Origin of the sequence: Pseudonocardia endophytica, assembly GCF_004339565.1 — a bacterium.
GTDB classification, from domain to species: Bacteria; Actinomycetota; Actinomycetes; order Mycobacteriales; family Pseudonocardiaceae; genus Pseudonocardia; species Pseudonocardia endophytica.
The window spans coordinates 3,146,023-3,167,476 of the sequence record NZ_SMFZ01000001.1 but is presented as its reverse complement, the minus strand read 5'-3'; the positions used below and the strand labels follow the sequence as shown (position 1 = coordinate 3,167,476).

Genomic DNA, 21,454 nt, shown 5'->3' with positions numbered 1-21,454 from the left:
CCGATATGGAGTATCGATCAACCATTTTCGCGTGAGCTGCGCCGCGCTCCGCTGACCAGCGGATGACGGCGGGGTATCGTCCACGTATCGAGAGGAGGAGTCATGGAACTGCTCCTGCTGACCACCGTGTCCGACCCCGCGTCCGTGCTCCCGTCACTTGCCCTGCTCCCGCACGGTGTCCGGACGGCCGCCCCCGAGGTGGCCGCGCTGCTGGACGCCGGCCCGCACGACGCCGTGCTCGTCGACGCGCGCACCGATCTCGTCGCGGCCCGCAGCCTGTGCCGGCTGCTCGGCAGCACCGGGACGGACGTTCCGGTCGTCGCCGTGCTGAACGAGGGCGGGCTGGTCGCCGTGTCCGGCGAGTGGGTCGTGGACGAGATCCTGCTGCCGGACACCGGCCCCGCGGAGATCGACGCCCGCCTGCGGCTGCTGCGCTCCCGTCCGGGGAACGAGGCGAACTCCGGCGGCGGGGCGCTCGTGCTCGGCGAGCTGGTGATCGACGAGGCGACCTACTCCGCGCGCCTGCGCGGGCGGCTGCTCGAGCTGACCTACAAGGAGTTCGAGCTGCTCAAGTACCTCGCGCAGCACGCAGGCCGGGTCTTCACCCGCGCGCAGCTGCTGCAGGAGGTCTGGGGCTACGACTTCTTCGGCGGCACCCGCACCGTGGACGTCCACGTCCGGCGGCTGCGGGCCAAGCTCGGCGGCGAGCACGAACAGATGATCGGCACCGTGCGCAACGTCGGGTACAAGTTCGTCCGCCCGTCGCGCAACGGGATGACCGCTCCGCCCGACCCTGATCTCGACGCCGGCGACTCGGCCGCCGACGACCGCGGACCCGAGGTGGGACAAGGGGCGGTCTGAGGCCGGGTTAAGGTCGCCCTCGTGCAACCGCAGGTGTCGGACCGGCTCGCCCCGGACGTCCGCGAGCAGGTCTCCGCTCTGCTGGACGACGCGACCAGGACCGACGGCACGCCGCCGCTGTCCGAGCAGTTCCTGCTGAACCTGCGCGGCACCGACGAGCGCGACGGGCTCCGGCACGTCGTGTCCGGCGGCCCGGACGGCGTCGTCGGCTACGCCCAGCTCGACGACGGGTACGCCGAGATGGTCGTGCACCCGGACGCCCGCGGGAAGGGCACCGGCGGCGAGCTGGCCGCCGTGCTCGAGTCGCTCGTCGGCGGCGACGACGTCGACGGCGGCCCGCGGATCTGGGCGCACGGCGACCTGCCGGCCGCGGCCCACCTGGCCGAACGGCGGGGATACCGGCGCGACCGGGTGCTCTGGCAGATGCGCCGTCCCCTGGAGGGCGGGGACCCGCTGCCCGAGGTGCACCTTCCGGACGGCGTCACGCTGCGTTCGTTCGTCGCCGGCCGCGACGACGAGGAGTTCCTGCGCGTCAACAACGCCGCGTTCGACTGGCATCCCGAGCAGGGCGGGTGGACGCACCACGAGCTCGACGAGCGGATGGGTGAGGACTGGTTCGACGCGGCCGGGTTCCTGCTCGCCACGGACGGTGACGGCCGCCTGCTCGGCTACCACTGGACGAAGGTGCACCCCGCCACGGACGGCGAGCCGGCGATCGGCGAGGTCTACGTGCTCGGGGTCGATCCGGCCGCGCACGGCAAGGGGCTCGGGCGGATGCTGACGCTCGCCGGTCTGCGGCATCTCCGCGATCGCGGACTCGGAGCCGTCCTGCTCTACGTGGAGGCGGACAACGGCCCGGCCGTCCGGGTCTACGAACGGCTCGGTTTCACCGTGCACGCCGCGGACGTCAACTACGCGCGGTGACCTGGCCGGAGCCGGTGTCGCCGTCCGTGTGACGAAGCCGATGACACTGCCGGGCCCGTTCATTCTGCGTTCATGTTGCGTGGGCGCTGTGTCCACCGTGCCCGCTTAGCGTTCCGCCTCGAGCGGCCACCCCGAGCCGCACCGTCCGGCCCGCTCATGGGCCGAGCCGACCACGGAGGAACCAGCAGTGAACACCAAGCGGCGCGCGACCCGGGCGCGACTCGCAGCGATCGGCGTCGCAGCGGCGAGCGCCGTGCTCGTCGCCGGATGTGGCGCTGCCAACGAGGGCGGCGACTCGGGCGGCTCCGGTGGCGCCTCCGGCACGATCTCCGGCGCCGGTGCGACGTCCCAGCAGGCGGCCATGCAGGCGTGGAAGGCGGCCTTCGAGGGTGCCAACAACGGCGCCACCGTCAACTACGACGCCGTCGGCTCCGGCGGTGGCCGTACCCAGTTCGTCGACGGCGGCGTCGCGTTCGCCGGCTCGGACTCGGCGATCAAGGACGACCAGCTCGCCAAGGCCAAGACGCGCTGCGGCGGCCAGCTGATCGAGATCCCGGACTACGTGTCCCCGATCGCGGTGGCCTACAACCTGCCCGGCGTGCAGCAGCTCAACCTGGCGCCGGCCACCGTCGCCGGCATCTTCAAGGGCCAGATCACCACGTGGAACGACCCGAAGATCGCCGCCGACAACCCGGGCGCCCAGCTGCCCGCCACCCGGATCAACCCGGTGCACCGCGCCGACGACTCGGGCACCACGAACAACTTCACCGACTACCTGAACAAGGCCGCCGGCTCGGTCTGGACCGACAAGGCCGCCGACAAGTGGCCGGTCGCCGGCGGCGAGGCCGCGCAGGGCACGTCCGGTGTCCGGGATGCGATCAGCAAGGGCGCGGGCTCGATCGGCTACATCGACGCGAGCCAGGCCGCGCAGCTCGGCAAGGCGAACCTCAAGGTCGGCAACACCTACGTCGGCCCGACCGCCGACGCCGCCGCGAAGATCTTCGAGGAGTCGCAGAAGAAGGAGGGCGGCGACCCGGGGCAGTTCGCCTACACGCTGAACCGGACGGCGAACAACGCCTACCCGGCCGTCCTGGTGTCCTACCTGCTCGCCTGCGGGCAGTACCCGGACGCCGCCCAGGCCGACACGACCAAGGCGTTCCTGAAGTACGTCACCAGCCAGGAGGGTCAGCAGGCCGCGGCGCAGAGCGCCGGTGCCGCGCCGATCCCGGACTCGCTGCGTCAGCAGATCACGCCGGTCATCGACGGGATCAAGGCCGCCAACGGCTGAGCGGGTTGCCTGAGTCTCATGTCATCTAGCCAGGAGGCCCGGGCGGTTGCCACCATGGTGACCGACCGGGCTTCCCGGCTGCTCGTCTCCTCGCACGGGCCGTCCACCCTCTTCCCTCAGGGATCACCACTGTGACCACCACAGAAGCTCCTCCCGAGCGTGCCGCCAGACCGGTCACGCAGCTCGGGGACCGCATCTTCGCCGGCTCGGCCAAGGGCGCCGGGATCCTGATCCTCGTCGTACTGGCCGGGGTCGCGGCGTTCCTGCTCACCGAGTCGTTCCCGGCGTTCGTCGCCCCGGCCTCGGAGACCGACGGCGGCATCGTCGTCTACGTCGCCCCGCTCATCTTCGGAACGCTGGTCAGCGCCCTGATCGCGCTGATCATCGCGACCCCCCTGGCGGTCGCGGTGGCCCTGTTCATCAGCCACTACGCGCCGCGCCGGGTGGCGGCGACGCTGAGCTACGTGGTCGACCTGCTGGCCGCCGTGCCGTCGGTCGTCTACGGGCTGTGGGGCGCGTTCACACTGGCGCCCGCCTCGGTCGGACTTCTCGAGTGGCTCAACAGCTACCTGGGCTGGATCCCGCTGTTCGCCGGCCCGCCCTCGCCGTCCGGCCGCACGATGCTGGTGGTCGGTGTCGTGCTGGCGGTGATGATCCTGCCGATCATCACGGCGGTGACCCGCGAGGTGTTCCTGCAGGCGCCGAAGCTGCACGAGGAGGCCGCGCTCGCGCTCGGCGCCACCCGCTGGGAGATGATCCGGCTGGCCGTCCTGCCGTTCGGGCGCTCCGGCATCATCTCCGGCGCCATGCTCGGCCTGGGTCGCGCGCTCGGCGAGACGATGGCCGTCGCGATCATCCTGTCCGCGTCCGGCGCGATCACGTTCAACCTGATCGGCGTCGCGAACCCGCCGACGATCGCGGCCAACATCGCCCTGCAGTTCCCGGAGGCGTCCGGGATCGACGTCAACGTCCTGATCGCGTCCGGCCTCGTGCTGTTCGTGATCACCCTGCTGGTCAACATGCTGGCGCGCTACATCGTCGAGCGCCGGCGCGAGTTCTCCGGAGCGAACTGAGATGTCCACCGGAACCGACCGCGACCCCACCGTGACCTCCACCGGCGCGAGCGTCCCGCAGACGCAGGACCCGGCCGCGGTCCTCCGTCGCAAGGGCAGCCTGCCCCGGTGGGCGCCCTGGGCGATCCTCGGTGCCTCGCTCGTCGTCGTCGGCGCCGTGCTGGCGGCCACCGGCTTCAGCATCGGTCTGTGGGTCTTCCTGTCGGCGATCGTGTACGGGCTCGTCAGCTACGTGATCTCCCGCGTCGTCGAGGGGGGCCGCAAGGCGGCCGACCGCGTCGTCACGATCGTGGTGACCAGCGCGTTCCTGCTCGCGATGATCCCGCTGGTCTCCGTGCTGTGGACGGTGGTCAGTGCCGGCTTCGCGCGTTTCGACGTCGCGTTCTTCACCGAGTCGATGCGCGGCGTCGTGGGCGCGGGTGGCGGTGCCCTGCACGCTATCCAGGGCACGCTGATCATCACCGCGCTGGCCGCGATCATGGCGATCCCGGTCGGTGTGCTGACCGCGATCTATCTCGTCGAGTACGCCAACAACAGCCGGCTCTCGCGGGCGATCACGTTCTTCGTCGACGTCATGACGGGCATCCCGTCGATCGTCGCGGGTCTGTTCGCCTACGCGCTGTTCGCGATGATCTTCGGGCCGGGCGTCCGGTTCGGGTTCGTCGGTGCGGTCGCGCTGACCGTGCTGATGATCCCGATCGTGGTGCGCTCCACCGAGGAGATGCTCAAGATCGTGCCGAACGACCTGCGCGAGGCCTCCTTCGCCCTGGGCGTCCCGAAGTGGCGCACGATCGTCAAGGTCGTCCTCCCGACGACCGCGGGCGGTATCGCCACCGGCATCACGCTGGCCATCGCCCGCGTCATCGGTGAGACGGCACCGCTGCTCATCGCGGTCGGCTTCACGACCGGGGTGAACCTCAACCCGTTCGACAGCCGGATGGCCACGCTGCCGGTGTTCGCCTACACGTCGTACCAGTCGCCGGGCTTCCCGCCGGAGCCGTCGATCGACAGAGCATGGACCGCCGCCCTGGTCCTGATGCTGATCGTGATGCTGCTGAACATCGTCGCCCGCATCATCTCCCGCCTGTTCGCGCCGAAGACCCGATAAGGACCCCTGATGGGCAAGAGCATCGACGCCAAGAGCCTGAACATCTACTACGGCTCGTTCCTCGCGGTCGAGGACGTCAACCTGAAGATCCAGCCGACGACCGTCACGGCCCTGATCGGGCCGTCCGGCTGCGGGAAGTCGACGTTCCTGCGCTCGATCAACCGCATGCACGAGAACATCCCCGGCGCCTACGTCGAGGGCTCCCTGGAGCTCGACGGCCAGGACCTCTACGGCGCGAACGTCGACCCGGTCGGCGTCCGCCGCCAGATCGGCATGGTGTTCCAGCGCCCGAACCCGTTCCCCACGATGTCCATCTACGACAACGTGATCGCGGGCATGAAGCTGAACAACAAGAAGGCGTCCAAGAGCGAGTTCGACGACACGGTCGAGCGTTCGCTGCGTGGCGCCAACCTCTGGAACGAGGTCAAGGACCGCCTGGACAAGCCGGGCTCCGGCCTGTCCGGTGGTCAGCAGCAGCGTCTCTGCATCGCCCGCGCGATCGCGGTGCAGCCCGACGTGCTGCTGATGGACGAGCCGTGCTCCGCGCTCGACCCGATCTCCACGCTCGCGATCGAGGACCTGATCAACGAGCTGAAGACGGACTACACGATCGTCATCGTCACGCACAACATGCAGCAGGCCGCGCGCGTCAGCGACTTCACCGGCTTCTTCAACATCGAGGGCACCGGCAAGCCCGGCAAGCTCGTCGAGATGGACGAGACGAAGACGATCTTCTCGCAGCCGAAGCGCAAGGAGACCGAGGACTACGTGTCCGGCCGGTTCGGCTGATCCGTCCGCATCACCCCGCCGGCGGCGGGCCGGGCGGCCTCAGAGAGGCAGGCTGTCCGGCTCGCTGCCGGTGACCGCGTAGACGACGTGGCGCACGAGGTCCACGGCCTGGTCGGCGTAGCGCTCGTGGAAGCGGGCCAGCAGCGCGGCGTCCACGGCGGCGGGCACGCCGTCCGTCCAGTCGTCGCCGAACAGCACCTCGAACACGTGCCGGTGCATCGCGTCGACGGCCTCGTCGTCCGTCGCGAGTTCGGTGGCGAGCACGACGTTGCGGGTCCGCAGCACGGTCATCGCCTTGTCGCCCATCGCGGCCACCAGCACCCCGTAGTCACGGAACACCGGCCGCGCGGCCTGCGGCAGTGCCGGAGCGGGCGCCCGTCGCACCACCACGCGGGCGACGTGCTCGGCCAGATCGCCCATCCGCTCCAGCACGTGCGAGCAGCGCAGGGCGCTGACGACCTCCCGCAGCGGACCCACGACCGGCTGGTGGATCGACATCGTCTCGACGGCCAGCTTCTCGATCCGCGACCGCAGGTCGTCGATCACGTGGTCGTTCTCGACGACCTGCTCGGCCATCCGCACCCGTCCCTCGACGAGCGCCGCGGACGCCTTCCGGAACGCCGCGTCGACGTGCGGGCCCATCTCGTCGAGCAGGGTCTGCAGGTCGGCGAGATTGTCGTCGAGAGTCTCCCTGCGCACCCGGTGACCCTAGGCAGGTGACGGGGCGGTGAACCGCCCCTGGCCGGTGAACGATGGGCGAACGCCCGGCGCGCCGGCCGGCATGTCAGGCCGCCCGCCGCAGCCCGAGCCGCAGTTCGACGGAGTAGCGGTGCTTGCCGCCGAGAACGTTGCTGCGCACCTCGGTCACCTCGACCCACTCGACGTGCTCGCGCGGTCCGGCGGCACGGGACACACCCTCGTCGATCGCCGCGTCGACACTCTCGTCCGACGTCCCGACGACCTCGGCCACGTGGCCGCGCGTCCGGACGCCCGAGGTCGTGACGTCGTCGCCTGCGTGGGTCCGCGTGCTCATGCCACGGAAGTGCCCCACCGCGACAACCACCAAACGTGGCCGATGTACCGCTCGGCGACCGTTCGTCGTCAGACGGTGAGCGGTCCCGGCATCTGCCCGGTCACGACGTACACGATCCGCCTGGCGACGGCGACGGCGTGATCGGCGTAACGCTCGTAGAAGCGCGCCAGGAGGGCGACGTCCACCGCGGCGGAGACGCCGTGCGTCCAGTTGCGGTCCATCAGCACGGTGAACATGTGCTTGTGGAGGTCGTCCATCGCATCGTCGTCCGACTCGAGCTCGCCCGCGGTCTCCAGGTCCCGGCTGCGGATGACCTGGCCGGCCTTCTCGGCGAGGCGGACTCCGACCGTGCCCATCTCGGCGAAGTACGGCTTGATCTCGTCCGGGAGCACCGACTGGGGGTGGCGGCGGCGCGCGGCCTGTGCGACGTGCAGCGCGAGGTCGCCCATCCGCTCGATGTCGCCTGCGCCGTGGATCGCCGCCACGACGATCCGCAGGTCGGTCGCCACCGGAGCCTGCAGCGCGAGCAGCCCGAACGCGCGGTGCTCGGCGGCCGCCCGGACGTCGTCGATGCCGGTGTCCTCGGAGATGACCTCCTCGGCGAGCTGGAGATCGGCCTCGAGCAGCGACCGCGTGGCCTTGCGCATGGCTGCGGCGACGTCGTCGCACATCCCGGCGAGTCCGGTCGCCAGGTCGTCGAGTTGTTCCTGGTAGGCGTCGCGCATGGGACGAGGGTAGTCGCGGCACGTCGAAGGGGCAGCAGGTCCCGGTGAACCCGTCGTGAACGGTGGGCGTCGTGACGCCCGTTCCGGCTCAGCCGCAGTCCGCCGTCTGGCCGGTCTGGACGGCGGGTGCACCCATCGACGCCACACCGGGGAACGACGCTCCGAGCACCAGCTGCAGCGTCCCCGTCGCACCGGGGTCGGGCTCCTGGCGTGCACCGGGGACGCTCCCGCCCAGCACGGCCGCCGCGTCCGCGCGGTCCGGCGAGAAGCGGATCACGGTGTCCGGCCCCGGCGGAGCGTCACCGACCTCGCCGATCACGTACCCCTGCGCGCGCAGTGCGGTCGCCATCGTGTCGGCGAGCCCGGTCTGGCCCGCGGCGTTGCGCACGTCCACGACCGTGCCCTGGGCGAGCAGCGGCGTCCCGCCCCGCTGCGCGGGCACGGCGAACTCCGGCGGCAGCGGCTCGTGCTTCTGCAGTGCCGTGAACAGGTCCGACGAGTCGCTGCGGTTGAGCTCGAGGTGCCCACGGGTGTTCGGCAGCTCGCTGACCGGGACCGAGACGAACGGCGGGGCCGCGTCGTCCCCGGACGTCAGCGACAGCGAGCGGGACAGCACCAGCAGGTCCCCGGCCTCCGCGCCGTCGACGGTCAGCGCGCCGGGCAGGGCCCTCGCGATCCGGTCGGACGCGCCGGGGGCCAGCAGCGACGTCGTGGACAGCGCGTTCTCCAGGACCGACGACAGGATGCGCTGCTGGCGGCGGACCCGGTCGACCGGCGAGGTGTCGTCGACGCCGGTCGCGGCCGCGAACCGTCCGGCCTCCGTTCCGCCGAGGACGGTCTCGCCGGGCCGGGTCACCACCGGGCCCAGCGCGCGGTCGACGACCGGGCGCTCGGTGCACACCCCGACCCCGCGCACGGAGTCGACGATCGCGTTCACGCCGTTCATGTCGAACGCGACGAACCGGGTCACGGACAGGCCGGTCACCTGCTGTGCGACGCCGACGGCGCACTTCGGCCCACCGACGTCGTATGCGGAGCTGAGCGCCGTCCTCGACTCGGCGGGCACGGTGTCGCCGTAGGTCCCGGTCGCGCCGTCCCAGCGCTGGCACGGTGGCCGGGCCACCTCGAGGTTCGCCGGGAAGCCGAGCGTGACGGCGGGCGCACCGTTGGCGGGCAGGTGCACGAGCACGGCCGTGTCCGCGCGGGCCGCCTCGGGCACGCCTGCGCGGTCGGCGGGCAGGCCTAGGACCAGGACGTTCTCGTCGCCCGCCTGCGTCGACCGGGACGAGATCGCGTCCGACTGCGGGTCGAGCGCGGCGACGGTCCGGATGCCGTTCTCGACGGTCTGGCGGGACGTGAAGCCGGCCGCGCACGCGACGAACACGAGCACGGCGACCACCGCGACGCCGATCCGGAGCGTCCGACGACCGGGACCGGCGGGTGGAGGCGGGTCGTCGTCGCCCGGTGTCGCGGACGTGGACTCTCCTGGCGGGTCGTCGTCGACCGGCGTCCTGCGTCCCGGACGTCGCCGGGGGGCCGGGCGGGTGGACCTGCGGCGCTCGCGTGTCGGTGCGGCGGCGTCCGCGCCGTCCGGCCCGTCGAGATGGTCCGCGCCGTCCAGGTCGTCGGGGCCGCCCCGGTGGTCGACGTCGTCCGGCGCCGCGGGCCTGGACCGGATCGCGTCCGGCCGGGCACGGCCGGCATCGGACCCGGCCGTCGGCCCGGCGGCGGACACGGGCGCCGTGCCCCGCCGCCCGTCGGGCGCCTGCTCCCGAGCCGCGGCAGCACGACCGGTCGCGGGCCGTGACGCCCTGTCCGCGGGATCCGGCCGTCCGTCGACCTCCGGTGCGTCGACGGGCGACCCGGGCGGTGCCGGGGGCGGTGTCGCATCCCGAGCTGCGACCGGTGGTCCACCTGCCCGCGGTGTTCCGGCGGTACGCGACCCGGCCTCCGGTGCGGCGGCCGGCCGATGTCCGCCCTCTCCCTGCACGGCCGACCGGTGCCCGCCGTCCGGCGGCGTCACAGGTCGGGCTGTCGCGTCCGGCGGCGGGGGCATCGGCGGCGCAGGCATCGGCGGCGCGGACGGCGGCCCCGCGGCCCGCGGTGGAACGACCGGGCGCTCACGGGTGGGCGGCTCGTCGGCCTGCGGTTCCGGTCCGCCCTCCCGGGCCCGGCGGCGGGGGGTGACCGGCATGACCTCGGTGTGGCGGGAGTCGGCTGCGCCCCGTCGCCGGCCGGGGGCACCGGACGCGGGCGGCTCCCCGGACACGTCCGGGCGCTCCACCGGCACGGACGGGAGCGCGTCGGTCCGCTCGGAGACCGGATCCCGGGTCGTCCCGGGCGGCGGCTCCGGTCCGCGGTCCCGGTCGTCTCGCGGCGGACGGTCCGTCCCGGCGGGGCGGTCGGCGGCCGACCGCCCGTTCCGGCCGCGTCGGCGCGGGCTGCGGCCGTCCGCACCCGGGTCCCCGGACTCCGGTGCGTCCTGCGGGGCACCGCGGCGACGGGCCCGCGGCGGCCACGGCCGCTCCTCGTCGCGCGGGGTGTCCACGTCACGCAGGCCGTAGCGGTCGAGCACGTCGTCCCCGGTTCCGGTCGACGCATCGCCGTCCGCGGGCCCGTCCACCGGCGGGGCGTCGTCGGTGCGGGTACGACGGGACCGGCGCGGTGCATCGTCCGGACCGTTGTGCACCACTGCCTCCTCCCGCGCTGGTACCGGGACGTGCGGCTCGCGCACGGGGCGGGGGAGCGCGCACGCACGGGACGTTCCGGTCTCCAGGGCCGGAGCTACCGACGAGCTTACGGAGCGGACAGCCGTGCGGCGGTTCCGGGGCGCGTGCCCGGCGCGGGAGGCTGGGGAATGGATCGGCGCGCACCGGCCGCCCCGGCCAGCCGGACCCGGCCGGCCCTGCGGTAGGCGACGGCGTTCCGTCCGGCCTGCTTCGCCGTGTACAGCAGCAGGTCCGCGTCGGCGACGAGTGCGTCGACCTCGGCCACCGTGGCCGGTGCCTGCGCGATCCCGACGCTGATCGTGAGCCGCAGGTCCGGATGCATCGCCGACCAGTCGTGCTCGGAGATCCGCTCGCGGGCCGCCTCGCAGATCCGCACGCCGTCGTCGAGATCGCGGTCCGGCAGCACCAGGGCGAACTCCTCGCCGCCGTAGCGGGCGCAGAACGCGCCCTCCGGGAGCGCCCGGCCCAGCTCGACGACCATGCGCTGCAGGACCCGGTCCCCGAACGGGTGCCCGTGCGTGTCGTTGACCTGCTTGAAGTGGTCGATGTCGGCGAGCGCCAGGCACAGCCCGCCCGCCCCGCCGGGCGCGACGAGAGCGGCGAGGCGCTCGTCGAGGTACCGACGGTTGTAGCTGGCGGTCAGGGCGTCCCGCCTGCTCTGCTCGTGTGCCTCGGCGTGCTCGCGGCGGAGACGGTCGAGCTCGTCCTGCGGCTCGCGGGTACCGGACCGCTCCCCGTGCAGCAGGCGCACGGCCTCGCGCAGGTGCCGGTAGGCGGGCTCCCAGTCGCCGTGGGCGGCAAGTCGCTCGGCGGCGGCCGTGTGCAGAGCCGCGCGTGCCGCAGGCGGTCCGGCCGCGACGCCCCCGTTGTCCGTGCCGGACTGGTCACCGTGGTCGACGGGGTGCGCGGTCATCGGCATCTCCCATCGGCGTGGTGGTTCGGAGGCCGCGGGCGCCGCCTGCACGGCGGGCCGTACCTTCCACGCTGCGTCGGTCATCACCACCTCCGGGGTCGCCCGTGTGTTCGGCGGTGCGGAAGTGACTCTTGAGACGAGCGGCTCGATCGCACCCGAACGCGTGTCCGGATGCTCAGCCGCCCGAGTGTTCCACCTCGGCCGCGAACGGCACCGAGGGGTCGTCGGCGTCGTCCAGCCAGTGCTCCGGCAGGACGACCCTGCCCGGTGATCCCTGACGGCCGCGCGGCCCGTCCGCCTCGGCCGGGAACGGCTCGTCCGGGTCGAGTGTGGACAGGAGCTCGTCCAGCTCGTCCAGCGAGGACACCATGCCGAGGCGGCGACGGACGTCCGGACCGACCGGGAAGCCCTTGAGGTACCACGCGATGTGCTTGCGGACGTCGCGGATCCCCTTGTCCGGGCCCATGTGCTCGCAGAGCAGCTCGGCGTGGCGGCGCAGCGTCGTCGTCACCCGTCCGAGGCTCGGTGCGTCCGGCAGCGGACGTCCGGCGAACGCGGCCTCCAGGTCGCCGAACAGCCACGGACGTCCGAGGCAGCCCCTGCCGACCACGACGCCGTCGCACCCGGTGCGGGCGACCATGTCCAGCGCGTCCGCGGCGCAGAAGATGTCGCCGTTGCCCAGGACCGGGATGTTCGACGGCACGTGCTCCCGCAGCCGCGCGATCGCCGACCAGTCCGCGGTGCCGGAGTACCGCTGCGCCGCCGTGCGCGCGTGCAGCGCGACGGCCACCGCGCCCTGGTCGGCCGCGATCCGGCCGGCCTCGAGGTAGGTGTGATGGTCGTCGTCGATCCCGATCCGCATCTTCACGGTGACCGGGCGGCCGTCGGCGCCATCGACGGCCGCCCGCACGATCCGCTCGAACAGCTTGCGCTTGAACGGCAGCGCGGCGCCGCCGCCCTTCCTGGTCACCTTCGGCACCGGGCAGCCGAAGTTCATGTCGACGTGGTCGGCCAGATCCTGCTCGGCGATCATCCGCGCGGCCGTGAACATGGCGTCCGGGTCGACGCCGTAGAGCTGCATCGAGCGCGGGTGCTCGTCGCCGTCGAACGCGATCATGCGGAACGTCAGCGGGTTGCGCTCGACGAGCCCGCGCGAGGTGATCATCTCGCAGACGTAGAAGCCGGCGCCCTGCTCGCGGCACAGCCGTCGGAACCCGGGGTTGGTGATGCCGGCCATCGGCGCGAGCACCACCGGGGTCGCGACCTCGTAGGGCCCGATGCGCAACGGTGGCAGCACCCGCCCGCGGGTCTGGGTCCGCTCGTCGCGGAGCACGTCCTGCACGGTCACGCGGCCATTGTCCCCCGGGTCAGAACCCGACGTCGACGCAGGCCGGACGTGCGCCCGCCGTTCCCGCCTTCCCCGGCTCGGTCTTCGTCGGCATCTCGTGGATGATCACCGACCGTGCCCGCCGGTCGTCCGGGAACGTCCAGGGCACGGTGCTGGTGGCCGTCCCGGCGCCCTGCGCGTCGGTCGTGAGGTCCAACCAGATCTCGTTCGACGGGTTCGCGTACGCCGGATCGACGCTCGGCGTCACCGGGTCCTGCCGCATCTGGAAGTGCGGGCCGGCCGCGTCGCCGGTCGCTCCGCACGGTTTCGCGTGGGCGTGCGCGCCGTACATCGCGTTCGGGTTCAGGCCGCTGACGGTGAGAGTGGTCGTGGTGGAGCCGTCGCCCGACGACGCGTCGACCGTCGCCTTCGCTCCGACCGGCACCCGAGCCGTGTCGTAGGTGAATGCCGGCCCGGAACCGGACGCGAACGTCGCCGAGACCTGCGTGGCCCCGTCCCCGGTGGTCGAGGTGCTCCCGGCGTCGGAGCCGCAGGCGGCGAGGAGTCCGGCCGTACCGAGGAGCAGAACGAATCGGATGGGTCGGTGAAGAGTGCGCATCGGGGACAGTCTGCCCTACACGTCGTAACTCACTACGGCAGATGGTCCACCGTCGTCGGTCCGTTCTCGCCGAGATGCGACTCATCGCGACTTGTCGATCACCAGACAGCAATGACGCTCATCTCGACGGGCCGCGATCGGCCCGAGCGCGGCACACCGACACTCTCCGAGTTGTCAGGTCGCCTCCGGCAACGGTGAGTAGCATGGAGGGTGTCGTTGCGAGAGGGGGTCGGCATCGTCGCCGTGCTGCCTCGAACCGGGTGGGTCTTCGACCAGCAGGGCTCCGTGCCCGACGCCACGGTCGACGACGAACCGGTGATCCGCCGGGCGTGCTCTGCGGATCAGAGGGGCCTCTAGCTCAATCGGCAGAGCAGCGGACTTTTAATCCGCGGGTTCGGGGTTCGATCCCCCGGGGGCCCACCATCCTCGCTGGTCACAGCGTTGGATCCATACCCGGACCAAGATCCAAGACACCTTTTGGGTCACTTTCGTCCGTCGGGTCGAACAGCCCTTCCAGCACCTCGGCGGTCTGACGGTCGGTGAGCCGCCGCCTCCGGCGGCGCGGGGGCCGGCCACGCCGGCCCCGTCGCTCGCTCACTACACCTCCGGCCCGTTCGCGGCGCCGGGGCCGGCTACCCGGCCCCCGCTACGCGGACGGCGCTGCTCTTCATCGAGCCGATCACGCAGCGGCACGCACCAGGCGAAGCTGGCCGATCTCGGACACGTTCTTGGCCAACTCGGTGTTCAACCACGCCAGGGTGTGCCCGACCGTCAGATCCGTTCCCACTTGCCACGGGAACGTCGCTCCGGCATCCAGATCCTCATCGACCAACCCGTCGAGCACATCGACCCACTCAGCACTCAGATCGCGCAGCCACTCCACTGTCGAAGCCGCGCCACCTGGCCACGTGACCTCCGTCCGCTCGCGAGGGGTGCGCTGCCGCATGTGATCGATCGTCACCGACCACCACCAGCCGATGTGCCACGTGATCCAGGCGATGGTCGGAACCGGAACCGGATCCAACTCCTCCTCAGACCAGTCCGGGAGCCAATGCCCGTCCTCGGACCGGTGCACCGTCCAACAGGTCTTCGCTGGCTGCCACAGCGTGTCCGCTTCATTGAGACGATCGAGGTGGTACTCGAACAGCGACCACGTCAGATCGAACTGCCAGCGCAACAAAGACACACGTGATGTCGGCATTGTCCGATCTTGTCAGCGTCACCCTCCGCGGTGCGCCCAGGTTTCACAGGTCCACCCCGGAGACGATCCGGGCGCTGCCCGAGACCCGACACCGCTCGGGGATCAGGGAACAGCGGGCTGGTGACCTCCTCTCGGCGCGCCGAGACGGCAGCCAGCCCGAGGGGCGGGGTGCAAGGCTGGACTGAGTACCTTGCACCCCACCCCTCGGGCTGGCAGGGATGAACCCGCGCCGCGAGGAGATCACCAGCAGGCCGGGCGCGTGGGGGAGAAGCCCCCGCGTGGGACGCTCTTGGGACACGAAACGGCGTGACAGGGCCGGAATCGACCCCGAACGTCCACCACTCTGCGGGTGGAAAATCCCAGGTCACGCGGGATATCAGTGCCCATCCGTCAGCACGGCGCCAGACTCGGCGGGTTCGGGGTTCGATCCCCCGGGGGCCCACCATTCTCACCAGGACGTTCAGCGCGGTGATGGTTGCTGTGTACACGCCATCGGCGACGAAGCCCCGCCTTTGGAAGGCGGGGTCTGGGATTCGATTCCGCTCGTCTTCATCGCTGCTGACCGGCGCGGTCGACGCCGATGTCGACCGGGCGATCGGAGGGCCCGGTGCGGGTCACGGTCCCGGATGGGCACGTGCATGGGTGACCAGGGCGTGCGCAGCGGAGCGTGCACCGGTCGCCGCGTCGGTCTCGTCGACGATGGCGTGGCTGACGAAGGCGCCCTCGTGCAGGCTGAGTAACTGGCCAGCCGTGGCGTCGGGATCGTGGGCGCCGGCCTGGGAGAGGAGATCCCGGAACAGGTCGCGCAGCCAGGTCTTCTCTGCGACGACGAGTTGACGGCCGGGGTGGTCGGGGTCGGGGAGCTCGGCGAAGGCATTGACGAAGCTGCAGCCCCGGCCGTGCGGGACCAGAAACTCCGGCAGCACGTCGAACGGCGCCAGGACCTGCGCTACCGGGTCCGCGCCGACGGCCTCGAGACGGGCGAGGACCAGCTCGCGCCAGCGTCGGTCACGAGCAGCCAGGTAGGCCACGACCAGCGCGTCCTTGGAGCCGAAGCGGTCGTAGAGGGTTCGTTTGGTGACGCCGGACTCGGCCGCGATGGTGTCCACTCCGACGGCGTGGATCCCGCGCCAGTAGAACAGCTCGGAGGCGACGTCGAGGATCCGCTGGGCGCCAGGGGTCAAGTGCTGCTCCGAGCCGCCGGCGCTGCCGGTATCGCCGTCCACCACGTCGGACCCCCTTGACTTCACAGATCTGTGTACCTAGCGTTCGGCACACTCTAACTTCACAGATCAGTGTAGGAGGTGGCGATGCGACGACGTCTGAGCCGACTGGTCTCGGCCGTGCGCGACTTCGGCTTCGGGGTCCATGCCGGTCATGCGATCCGCCACGGCGTCCCCGTCCGTGGTCGTCCCGGGGCAGGTGGCCATGAGCATGGCGGTCCGGGCGGTGGTCCGTTCCTGCACTGGGTCCCGGACCGTGCCGGCGGACTACGGCTGGCGGGCGACTACGTGCCGGAGGAGTGCGCGCGGTGTACGCACTCCGGATCGCGCCGTCTGTGACGCGGACGCCGCGCCGACTGGCCGTCGCACCGACCTGCTCGCCGCCGCGCCCCCGTCCTTGCCGCAGGTCACGGGTCCTCGACCGACGCGACGACGTAGCGCTTGACGTCCGCGTCGAGGATCTTCGCTGCGGTGCCGGAGTCGGGTCCGGAGCCGCGGAAGGCGAGCAGTTCCCGCTCGGTCTCCCACCGCTCGAACACGTTCACCCGCGCCGGGTCGAGCGAGTCGGCCGTCATGGCGAAGTCCAGGCATCCGGGCGCGTTGCGCGCCAGGGAGACCGCCGTCGTCCCGTCGGCCACGAACGCGTCGCGCTCTGTCGGTTCGACGACGAGGTACCCGGCAATGATCAGCATGTGGGGTGGACCGGCGTCGCCGCCGGAAGTCATCGCGCCTCGTGACCCGGATCACCGTTGAGTGTGCCGCGACGGCCGGGTGTCCAGTGGATGTCGAGACGACGTCGACGGGGAGTGGACCATGCGGCACAGCGCGATCGTGTACTTCAGCTCGTACGGGTTGTCGCTGCTCGGAGCGGGCATCTCGAGCGTCGTCATGCCGTTGCTCGTGCTCGCGCGCACCGGCGACGTGCTGGCCGCCGGGGTGCTGGCGACGGTGGCCACGGCCGCCTCCGCCGCGACCGGGATCGTGTCCGGCCTGCTGGTCGACCGGTTCAACCGGCGCACGGTCTCCGTGGTGTCCAACGCCCTCTCGGCGCTCTCCGTCGCCACCCTCCCGCTGGTCGACGTCCTGTGGGGACTCGACATGACGTGGTTCGTCGCGCTCGCGCTGGTCGGCGCCGTGATCCGGGTACCGGGCATGACCGCGCACGAAACGCTGCTCCCGGCGCTGATCCGGGCCGGGGGAGGGCGCCTGGACCGCATGATCGCGACCCGGGAGACCGTCGGCAACGTCCTGCTGCTCGGCGGCCCAGGGCTCGGCGGCCTGTTCGTCTGGCTGTTCGGGACGACGTCCGCGCTGATGCTGGCGACCGCGTCGCTGAGCCTGCTCGCCGCCGCGTCGACGCTCCTGCTCGATCCGCGCGCGGGCGCCGTCGAGAAGGTGGTGCCGGCGGCCGGCAACGCGTTGAAGCGGGCCGTCACCGACCTCGCCGTCTCGTGGCGGTTCCTGGTCCGCAGCCGGATCGTCCTCGGATCGACGCTGATCACGGCCGTGTTCGCGGCGGTGATCAGCTCGCTGCAGACGACGCTGATGCCGGCCTTCTTCACGCGGGAGGACCTGCCCGCGCTGGCCGGGCTGACGCTGAGCGCACTGTCCGCGGGCAGCATCGCCGGGTCCGCGCTCTACGCCGTCTCGGCCGGGCGGGTCCGGCGCAGGACCTGGTTCGTGATCGGGATGGCCGGCACGCTCGTCGGCTTCGCCGCCGTCGGAAGCATGGCGTCGCCGTGGGTGGTGCTCGGGGCCGCCGCGTTCGTCGGCCTCACCAACGGGCCGGCGGGCGCGCTGCTCGGCGTCCTGACCGTGGAGGCGACGCCGGACGAGATGCGCGGCCGGGTACTCGGCGCCCAGAACACGCTCGTGCTCTCCGCGCCCGCCCTGACCAGCGCTCCGATCGCCGCGATCGCCGCGGGAGCCGGTCTGGAGACGGCCGGCATGGTGCTCGCCGCGCTCGTCGCCGTCACGTCCGTCGCCGCCCTGCTCGCCCCGGCGTTCCGGTCACTCGACGAGGAGAGGGCGCCGGAGTTCGTCGGCGTCAGGTAGGTGACGCCAGCGCCGGGATCTCCGGATGGTCGAGCAGTGCTTCGACGACGGCGTCCACCGCGGCCCGCAACGCCGTCTCCCGTCGCACGACGACGGCGACGTTGCGGTGCACCGGCGTCGTCAGCTCCCGGGTGACGACGCTGTGCCCCGGCGCGACGGCCAGCGCGGGCAGCAGCGCCACCGACCGGCCGGCCTCGACGTGCCGGATCGCCAGCAGGTAGTTCGCGAACCGGCACGCCACGCGCGGCTCGAAGCCCGACTCGCGGCACAGCCGTTGCAGCAACTCCGCCATGTACGTGCCGGCCCGGTCGCACGCCCACACCTGGTCCGCGCACGCGGCCAGGTCGACGACCCGCCGTCGGGCCAGCGGATGGTCCGGCGGCAGGACGAGCACCACCTGGTCGACGCCGAGCGGGACGATCTCCAGGTCGCGGTCCCACGGGAAGCGCACGTAGTCGGTCGTCGTCACGACGACGTCCAGGTCGCCCGCGTGCAGCGCCTGCCCGCTCTCGTGCGGCTCGGACTCGACGAGCTCGACGTGCAGGTGCGGATGCGAGTCGGCCAGCCGCGCGGCGGCCGGGACGGCCAGCGGGTGGATCGCGCTCTGGAACGCGCCGAGCCGCACGGTGCCGATCGGCTCGTCGTTCAGCGCGCGCAGCTCGGCCTCCGCCTCGGCCATCCGGTCGAGGATGTCGCGGCCACGACGGGCCAGCGCGACGCCGGTCCGGGTCAGCCGCACCCGTCGACCCGTGCGTTCCAGCAGGTGGCTGCGGGTCTCGGTCTCGAGCACGCCGAGCTGCTGGGACACCGTCGACGGGCTCAGGTGCAGCGTCTCGGCCACGGCGCGGACCGTGCCGAGGCTGTCGAGCAGGCCGAGCAGCTGCAGACGCCAGGGATTCAGCACCCGGTCATTGTGCGGCTCCGTCGAACAGTCACGTGGAGAACGTGTGATGGACGCGCACGCCGAGGAGTTCCTACCGTCGACGTCATGCCGGACGAGACCGCCCACCTGATCCGCTACTCCGGCCGCGGCTCCTTCAGCCCCGGCGTCGCCGACCGCGCGACCGGATGCACGGTCGTCACCGAGGACGGACGCGAGCTGCTCGACTTCACGTCAGGGCAGATGAGCGCGATCCTCGGCCACGCGCACCCGGAGATCGTCGCGACCGTCCGTGACCAGGTCGAACGCCTCGACCACCTGTACAGCGGCATGCTCAGCCGCCCGGTGATCGACCTCGCGCGGCGGCTCGCCGGGACGCTGCCGGAGCAGCTCGACAAGGCCATGCTGTTGACGACGGGTGCGGAGTCGAACGAGGCCGCGCTGCGGATGGCGAAGCTCGTCACCGGTGGCCACGAGATCGTCTCGTTCGCGCGGTCCTGGCACGGCATGACCCAGGGCGCGGCGAACGCGACGTACGTCGCGGGGCGTGCCGGGTACGGCCCCACCGCTCCCGGCAACTTCGCGTTGCCGGTGCCCGACCGGTTCCGCCCGGACGTCGTCGACGCGAACGGCGACCTGGACTGGCGCCGCCAGCTCGACCTCGGCTTCTCCCTGATCGACGCGCAGTCCACCGGCAACCTCGCGGCGTGCCTCGTCGAACCGATCCTGAGCTCCGGCGGCGTCGTCGACCTGCCGCCCGGCTACCTCGCCGCGCTGCAGGAGAAGTGCCGCGAGCGGGGCATGCTGCTGATCGTCGACGAGGCGCAGACCGGCCTGTGCCGCACCGGCGACTGGTACGCGTTCCAGCGCGACGGCGTCGTGCCGGACATCCTCACGCTGTCCAAGACGCTCGGTGCCGGACTCCCGCTGGCGGCCGTGCTGACCAGCGCGGAGATCGAGCAGGAGTCGCACGACCGCGGGTTCCTGTTCTTCACCACCCACGTGAACGACCCGCTGCCGGCCGCCGTCGGCAACACCGTCCTGGACGTGCTGATCCGCGACCGCCTCGACCTGCGCGCGGCCGAGCTGGGGGAGCGGCTGCGTCTCGGCCTGGAGAAGCTGGCCGGCGAGCACCCCGTGATCGGCGACATCCGGGGCCGCGGTCTGCTGGTCGGGCTGGAACTGGTCGCCGACGACGCGGACGAGCGCGGCGCCGCCGTCACCCGCCGGTGCGCCGAGCTCGGCCTGCACATGAACATCGTTCAGCTGCCCGGCATGGGTGGCACGTTCCGCATCGCGCCACCGCTGACCGCGACCGACGCCGAGATCGACCGCGGGCTGGAGATCCTGGACCAGGCGTTGTCCGACGCCGGCTGAGCTCGGGCGCCACGGGCCGGTGGCCGTGGTCGCCCCGGGTTCGGCACGGGGGTATCGCCTTGTGCTCGTCGCACCCCGATGGCGGGGAGTGTCGTTGACCACGGAGGGGAGAGCGAACGGCCTGCTCCCCGACCCCGCTGTGAGGAGTTCCCCATGGGCGCCATGAGCCCGACGCACTGGCTGATCGTGATCGGCGTGCTCGTCCTGCTGTTCGGTGCGAAGAAGCTGCCGCAGATGGCCCGTTCCGTCGGGCAGTCCGCTCGCGTGTTCAAGGGCGAGATGAAGGGCCTGCGCGACGACGAGGAGAAGGCCGATCAGGCCGACACCACCGCCGCGGCCCCGGCCCAGGTCGAGGCCGCGCAGCCGCAGGCGGCGGCACCGGCCACCGCGCCGGCCGCCGAGCGTCCCGCCGCCTGAGATGCCCGTCCTCCGGACGCCGCGGTCGCGTCGCCGGTCGAACCCGCGCGGCGAGATGACGCTGATCCACCATCTCTACGAGCTGCGCAACCGGCTGGGGATCGCGCTCGTCGCGATCGTCGTGACCACGGTGTTCGGATACGTCTGGTTCGAGACGGCCCTGTTCGGTCTCCCGAGCCTCGGCGAGCTGCTCAAGGGCCCGTACTGCGAGCTGCCCGCGTCGGCCCGCGCGGTGATCACCGCCGACCCGACGTCGTGCACGCTGCTCGGCACCGGGCCGTTCGACCAGTTCATGCTGCGCCTGAAGGTCGGCGCGACGGCGGGCGTCGTACTCGCCTGCCCGATCTGGCTGTACCAGCTGTGGCGGTTCGTCACCCCCGGCCTGCGCTCGGTCGAGCGCCGCTACGCGCTGGGGTTCTCGACGGTCGCCGCCACGCTGTTCGTCGCCGGCGCGATCCTCGCCTACATGGTCGTCGCCCAGGGCCTCGGCTTCCTGCTGACGATCGGCAGCGAGATCCAGACGACGGCGCTGACCGGCGAGTCGTACTTCGGCTTCGTGATCGCCCTGCTGATCATCTTCGGGGTCAGCTTCGAGCTCCCGCTGGCCGTGGTGGCGCTGAACCTGGCCGGGGTCGTGTCCTACGAGGCGCTGCGCAGGTCACGCCGCGGGCTGATCCTCGGACTGTTCGTGTTCGCCGCCATCGCGACGCCGGGGCAGGACCCGATCTCGATGGTCGCGCTGGCGTTCGCGCTGACGGCCCTGTTCGAGCTCGCGATCCAGGTCGCCCGGTTCACCGACCGGCGCCGCGCCCGTCGCGAGGCCGCGATGTTCCTCGACCCCGACTCGCCGTCGGACATCGACACCACCCCCAGCCAGTTGCCCTGATCCTTCCGAACCTCCTACCGGCGGGT

At 72.0% G+C, this 21,454-nt stretch carries 21 protein-coding genes and 1 tRNA gene; 11 read left to right on the top strand and 11 right to left on the bottom strand.

Translation table 11 applies throughout. The features are described from left to right. Positions 1-102: 102 nt before the first annotated feature. The 6 genes from EV378_RS14495 (at position 103) to pstB (ending at position 6,043) form a co-directional block, all read left to right on the top strand. Positions 103-861 (top strand): winged helix-turn-helix transcriptional regulator, encoded by a 759-nt coding sequence (locus EV378_RS14495; protein ID WP_132425249.1) that lies wholly within the window; start codon positions 103-105, stop codon positions 859-861. A 21-nt stretch (positions 862-882) separates the two neighbouring features. Continuing rightward, positions 883-1,785, top strand: a complete 903-nt coding sequence (gene mshD / locus EV378_RS14490; protein WP_132425246.1) for a mycothiol synthase — start codon at positions 883-885, stop codon at positions 1,783-1,785. Between the two features lie 187 nt (positions 1,786-1,972). After that, positions 1,973-3,073: a phosphate ABC transporter substrate-binding protein PstS gene (pstS, locus tag EV378_RS14485; protein ID WP_132425243.1), complete on the top strand. Its 1,101-nt coding sequence runs from the start codon at positions 1,973-1,975 to the stop codon at positions 3,071-3,073. Between the two features lie 131 nt (positions 3,074-3,204). Continuing rightward, positions 3,205-4,146 (top strand): phosphate ABC transporter permease subunit PstC, encoded by a 942-nt coding sequence (gene pstC / locus EV378_RS14480; RefSeq protein WP_132425240.1) that lies wholly within the window; start codon positions 3,205-3,207, stop codon positions 4,144-4,146. Between the two features lies 1 nt (position 4,147). After that, positions 4,148-5,254 carry a phosphate ABC transporter permease PstA gene (pstA, locus tag EV378_RS14475; protein WP_132425237.1) on the top strand — a complete coding sequence of 369 codons (1,107 nt, stop codon included), beginning with the start codon at positions 4,148-4,150 and terminating at the stop codon, positions 5,252-5,254. A gap of 9 nt (positions 5,255-5,263) precedes the next feature. Further along, positions 5,264-6,043 (top strand): phosphate ABC transporter ATP-binding protein PstB, encoded by a 780-nt coding sequence (gene pstB / locus EV378_RS14470; protein ID WP_132425234.1) that lies wholly within the window; start codon positions 5,264-5,266, stop codon positions 6,041-6,043. Between the two features lie 39 nt (positions 6,044-6,082). On the opposite strand, the gene phoU (EV378_RS14465) is transcribed toward pstB, so the two are convergent. The 7 genes from phoU (EV378_RS14465) to EV378_RS14435 all read right to left on the bottom strand — a co-directional run bounded on the left by phoU (EV378_RS14465) (position 6,083) and on the right by EV378_RS14435 (position 13,389). Continuing rightward, positions 6,083-6,742 (bottom strand): phosphate signaling complex protein PhoU, encoded by a 660-nt coding sequence (phoU, locus tag EV378_RS14465; protein WP_132425231.1) that lies wholly within the window; start codon positions 6,740-6,742, stop codon positions 6,083-6,085. Positions 6,743-6,827: 85 nt separating this feature from the next. Beyond that, a complete protein-coding gene (locus EV378_RS14460; protein ID WP_132425228.1) occupies positions 6,828-7,076 on the bottom strand; it encodes a dodecin family protein in 249 nt (82 codons plus the stop codon). A gap of 68 nt (positions 7,077-7,144) precedes the next feature. Continuing rightward, complete coding sequence (gene phoU / locus EV378_RS14455) at positions 7,145-7,801, bottom strand: phosphate signaling complex protein PhoU (protein ID WP_132425225.1); 657 nt, start codon at positions 7,799-7,801, stop codon at positions 7,145-7,147. Between the two features lie 88 nt (positions 7,802-7,889). Then, positions 7,890-9,536, bottom strand: coding sequence for an LCP family protein (locus tag EV378_RS14450; RefSeq protein ID WP_132425222.1), 1,647 nt, complete (start codon positions 9,534-9,536; stop codon positions 7,890-7,892). Positions 9,537-10,597: 1,061 nt separating this feature from the next. Next, positions 10,598-11,443: a GGDEF domain-containing protein gene (locus EV378_RS14445; protein ID WP_243653455.1), complete on the bottom strand. Its 846-nt coding sequence runs from the start codon at positions 11,441-11,443 to the stop codon at positions 10,598-10,600. Positions 11,444-11,618: 175 nt separating this feature from the next. Then, on the bottom strand, positions 11,619-12,785 hold the full coding sequence (gene dusB / locus EV378_RS14440; protein ID WP_279389649.1) for a tRNA dihydrouridine synthase DusB: 1,167 nt from the start codon (positions 12,783-12,785) through the stop codon (positions 11,619-11,621). A 25-nt stretch (positions 12,786-12,810) separates the two neighbouring features. Beyond that, the gene (locus EV378_RS14435) at positions 12,811-13,389 is read right to left on the bottom strand and encodes a superoxide dismutase family protein (protein ID WP_132425214.1); all 579 of its coding nucleotides are present in this window, start codon (positions 13,387-13,389) and stop codon (positions 12,811-12,813) included. Between the two features lie 347 nt (positions 13,390-13,736). Between EV378_RS14435 and EV378_RS14430 the strand changes: the two genes are divergently transcribed. Further along, positions 13,737-13,812: transfer RNA gene (locus EV378_RS14430), tRNA-Lys, on the top strand. 256 nt (positions 13,813-14,068) lie between these two features. Here EV378_RS14430 and EV378_RS14425 read toward each other — a convergent pair. The 3 genes from EV378_RS14425 to EV378_RS14410 all read right to left on the bottom strand — a co-directional run bounded on the left by EV378_RS14425 (position 14,069) and on the right by EV378_RS14410 (position 16,538). Then, positions 14,069-14,590 (bottom strand): DinB family protein, encoded by a 522-nt coding sequence (locus tag EV378_RS14425; protein WP_132425211.1) that lies wholly within the window; start codon positions 14,588-14,590, stop codon positions 14,069-14,071. Positions 14,591-15,204: 614 nt separating this feature from the next. Next, positions 15,205-15,774 (bottom strand): TetR/AcrR family transcriptional regulator, encoded by a 570-nt coding sequence (locus EV378_RS14420; RefSeq protein ID WP_132425208.1) that lies wholly within the window; start codon positions 15,772-15,774, stop codon positions 15,205-15,207. Positions 15,775-16,220: 446 nt separating this feature from the next. Further along, positions 16,221-16,538, bottom strand: coding sequence for a putative quinol monooxygenase (locus EV378_RS14410; protein WP_243653454.1), 318 nt, complete (start codon positions 16,536-16,538; stop codon positions 16,221-16,223). A gap of 88 nt (positions 16,539-16,626) precedes the next feature. Between EV378_RS14410 and EV378_RS14405 the strand changes: the two genes are divergently transcribed. Continuing rightward, a complete protein-coding gene (locus tag EV378_RS14405) occupies positions 16,627-17,868 on the top strand; it encodes an MFS transporter (protein ID WP_132425202.1) in 1,242 nt (413 codons plus the stop codon). On the opposite strand, the gene EV378_RS14400 is transcribed toward EV378_RS14405, so the two are convergent. Next, on the bottom strand, positions 17,861-18,772 hold the full coding sequence (locus EV378_RS14400; protein ID WP_132425199.1) for a LysR family transcriptional regulator: 912 nt from the start codon (positions 18,770-18,772) through the stop codon (positions 17,861-17,863). The genes EV378_RS14405 and EV378_RS14400 overlap by 8 nt on opposite strands. 84 nt (positions 18,773-18,856) lie before the next feature. Between EV378_RS14400 and EV378_RS14395 the strand changes: the two genes are divergently transcribed. From EV378_RS14395 to tatC, 3 genes are all read left to right on the top strand, one after another. Then, positions 18,857-20,125: an aspartate aminotransferase family protein gene (locus tag EV378_RS14395; protein ID WP_132425196.1), complete on the top strand. Its 1,269-nt coding sequence runs from the start codon at positions 18,857-18,859 to the stop codon at positions 20,123-20,125. Positions 20,126-20,278: 153 nt separating this feature from the next. Continuing rightward, positions 20,279-20,542: a Sec-independent protein translocase subunit TatA gene (gene tatA / locus EV378_RS14390; protein WP_132425193.1), complete on the top strand. Its 264-nt coding sequence runs from the start codon at positions 20,279-20,281 to the stop codon at positions 20,540-20,542. A 1-nt stretch (position 20,543) separates the two neighbouring features. Next, positions 20,544-21,428 (top strand): twin-arginine translocase subunit TatC, encoded by an 885-nt coding sequence (gene tatC, locus EV378_RS14385; RefSeq protein WP_132425190.1) that lies wholly within the window; start codon positions 20,544-20,546, stop codon positions 21,426-21,428. Positions 21,429-21,454 lie beyond the last annotated feature (26 nt).

Bases quoted from the DNA above. Each gene is read 5' to 3' on its own strand.
- EV378_RS14495 (WP_132425249.1), top strand. From the start codon at position 103: ATGGAACTGCTCCTGCTGACCACCGTGTCCGACCCCGCGTCCGTGCTC.
- pstA (WP_132425237.1), top strand. From the start codon at position 4,148: ATGTCCACCGGAACCGACCGCGACCCCACCGTGACCTCCACCGGCGCG.
- pstB (WP_132425234.1), top strand. From the start codon at position 5,264: ATGGGCAAGAGCATCGACGCCAAGAGCCTGAACATCTACTACGGCTCG.
- EV378_RS14460 (WP_132425228.1), bottom strand. From the start codon at position 7,076: ATGAGCACGCGGACCCACGCAGGCGACGACGTCACGACCTCGGGCGTC.
- phoU (WP_132425225.1), bottom strand. From the start codon at position 7,801: ATGCGCGACGCCTACCAGGAACAACTCGACGACCTGGCGACCGGACTC.
- EV378_RS14445 (WP_243653455.1), bottom strand. From the start codon at position 11,443: ATGACCGCGCACCCCGTCGACCACGGTGACCAGTCCGGCACGGACAAC.
- EV378_RS14435 (WP_132425214.1), bottom strand. From the start codon at position 13,389: ATGCGCACTCTTCACCGACCCATCCGATTCGTTCTGCTCCTCGGTACG.
- EV378_RS14425 (WP_132425211.1), bottom strand. From the start codon at position 14,590: ATGCCGACATCACGTGTGTCTTTGTTGCGCTGGCAGTTCGATCTGACG.
- EV378_RS14410 (WP_243653454.1), bottom strand. From the start codon at position 16,538: ATGACTTCCGGCGGCGACGCCGGTCCACCCCACATGCTGATCATTGCC.
- EV378_RS14405 (WP_132425202.1), top strand. From the start codon at position 16,627: ATGCGGCACAGCGCGATCGTGTACTTCAGCTCGTACGGGTTGTCGCTG.
- EV378_RS14395 (WP_132425196.1), top strand. From the start codon at position 18,857: ATGCCGGACGAGACCGCCCACCTGATCCGCTACTCCGGCCGCGGCTCC.
- tatA (WP_132425193.1), top strand. From the start codon at position 20,279: ATGGGCGCCATGAGCCCGACGCACTGGCTGATCGTGATCGGCGTGCTC.
- tatC (WP_132425190.1), top strand. From the start codon at position 20,544: ATGCCCGTCCTCCGGACGCCGCGGTCGCGTCGCCGGTCGAACCCGCGC.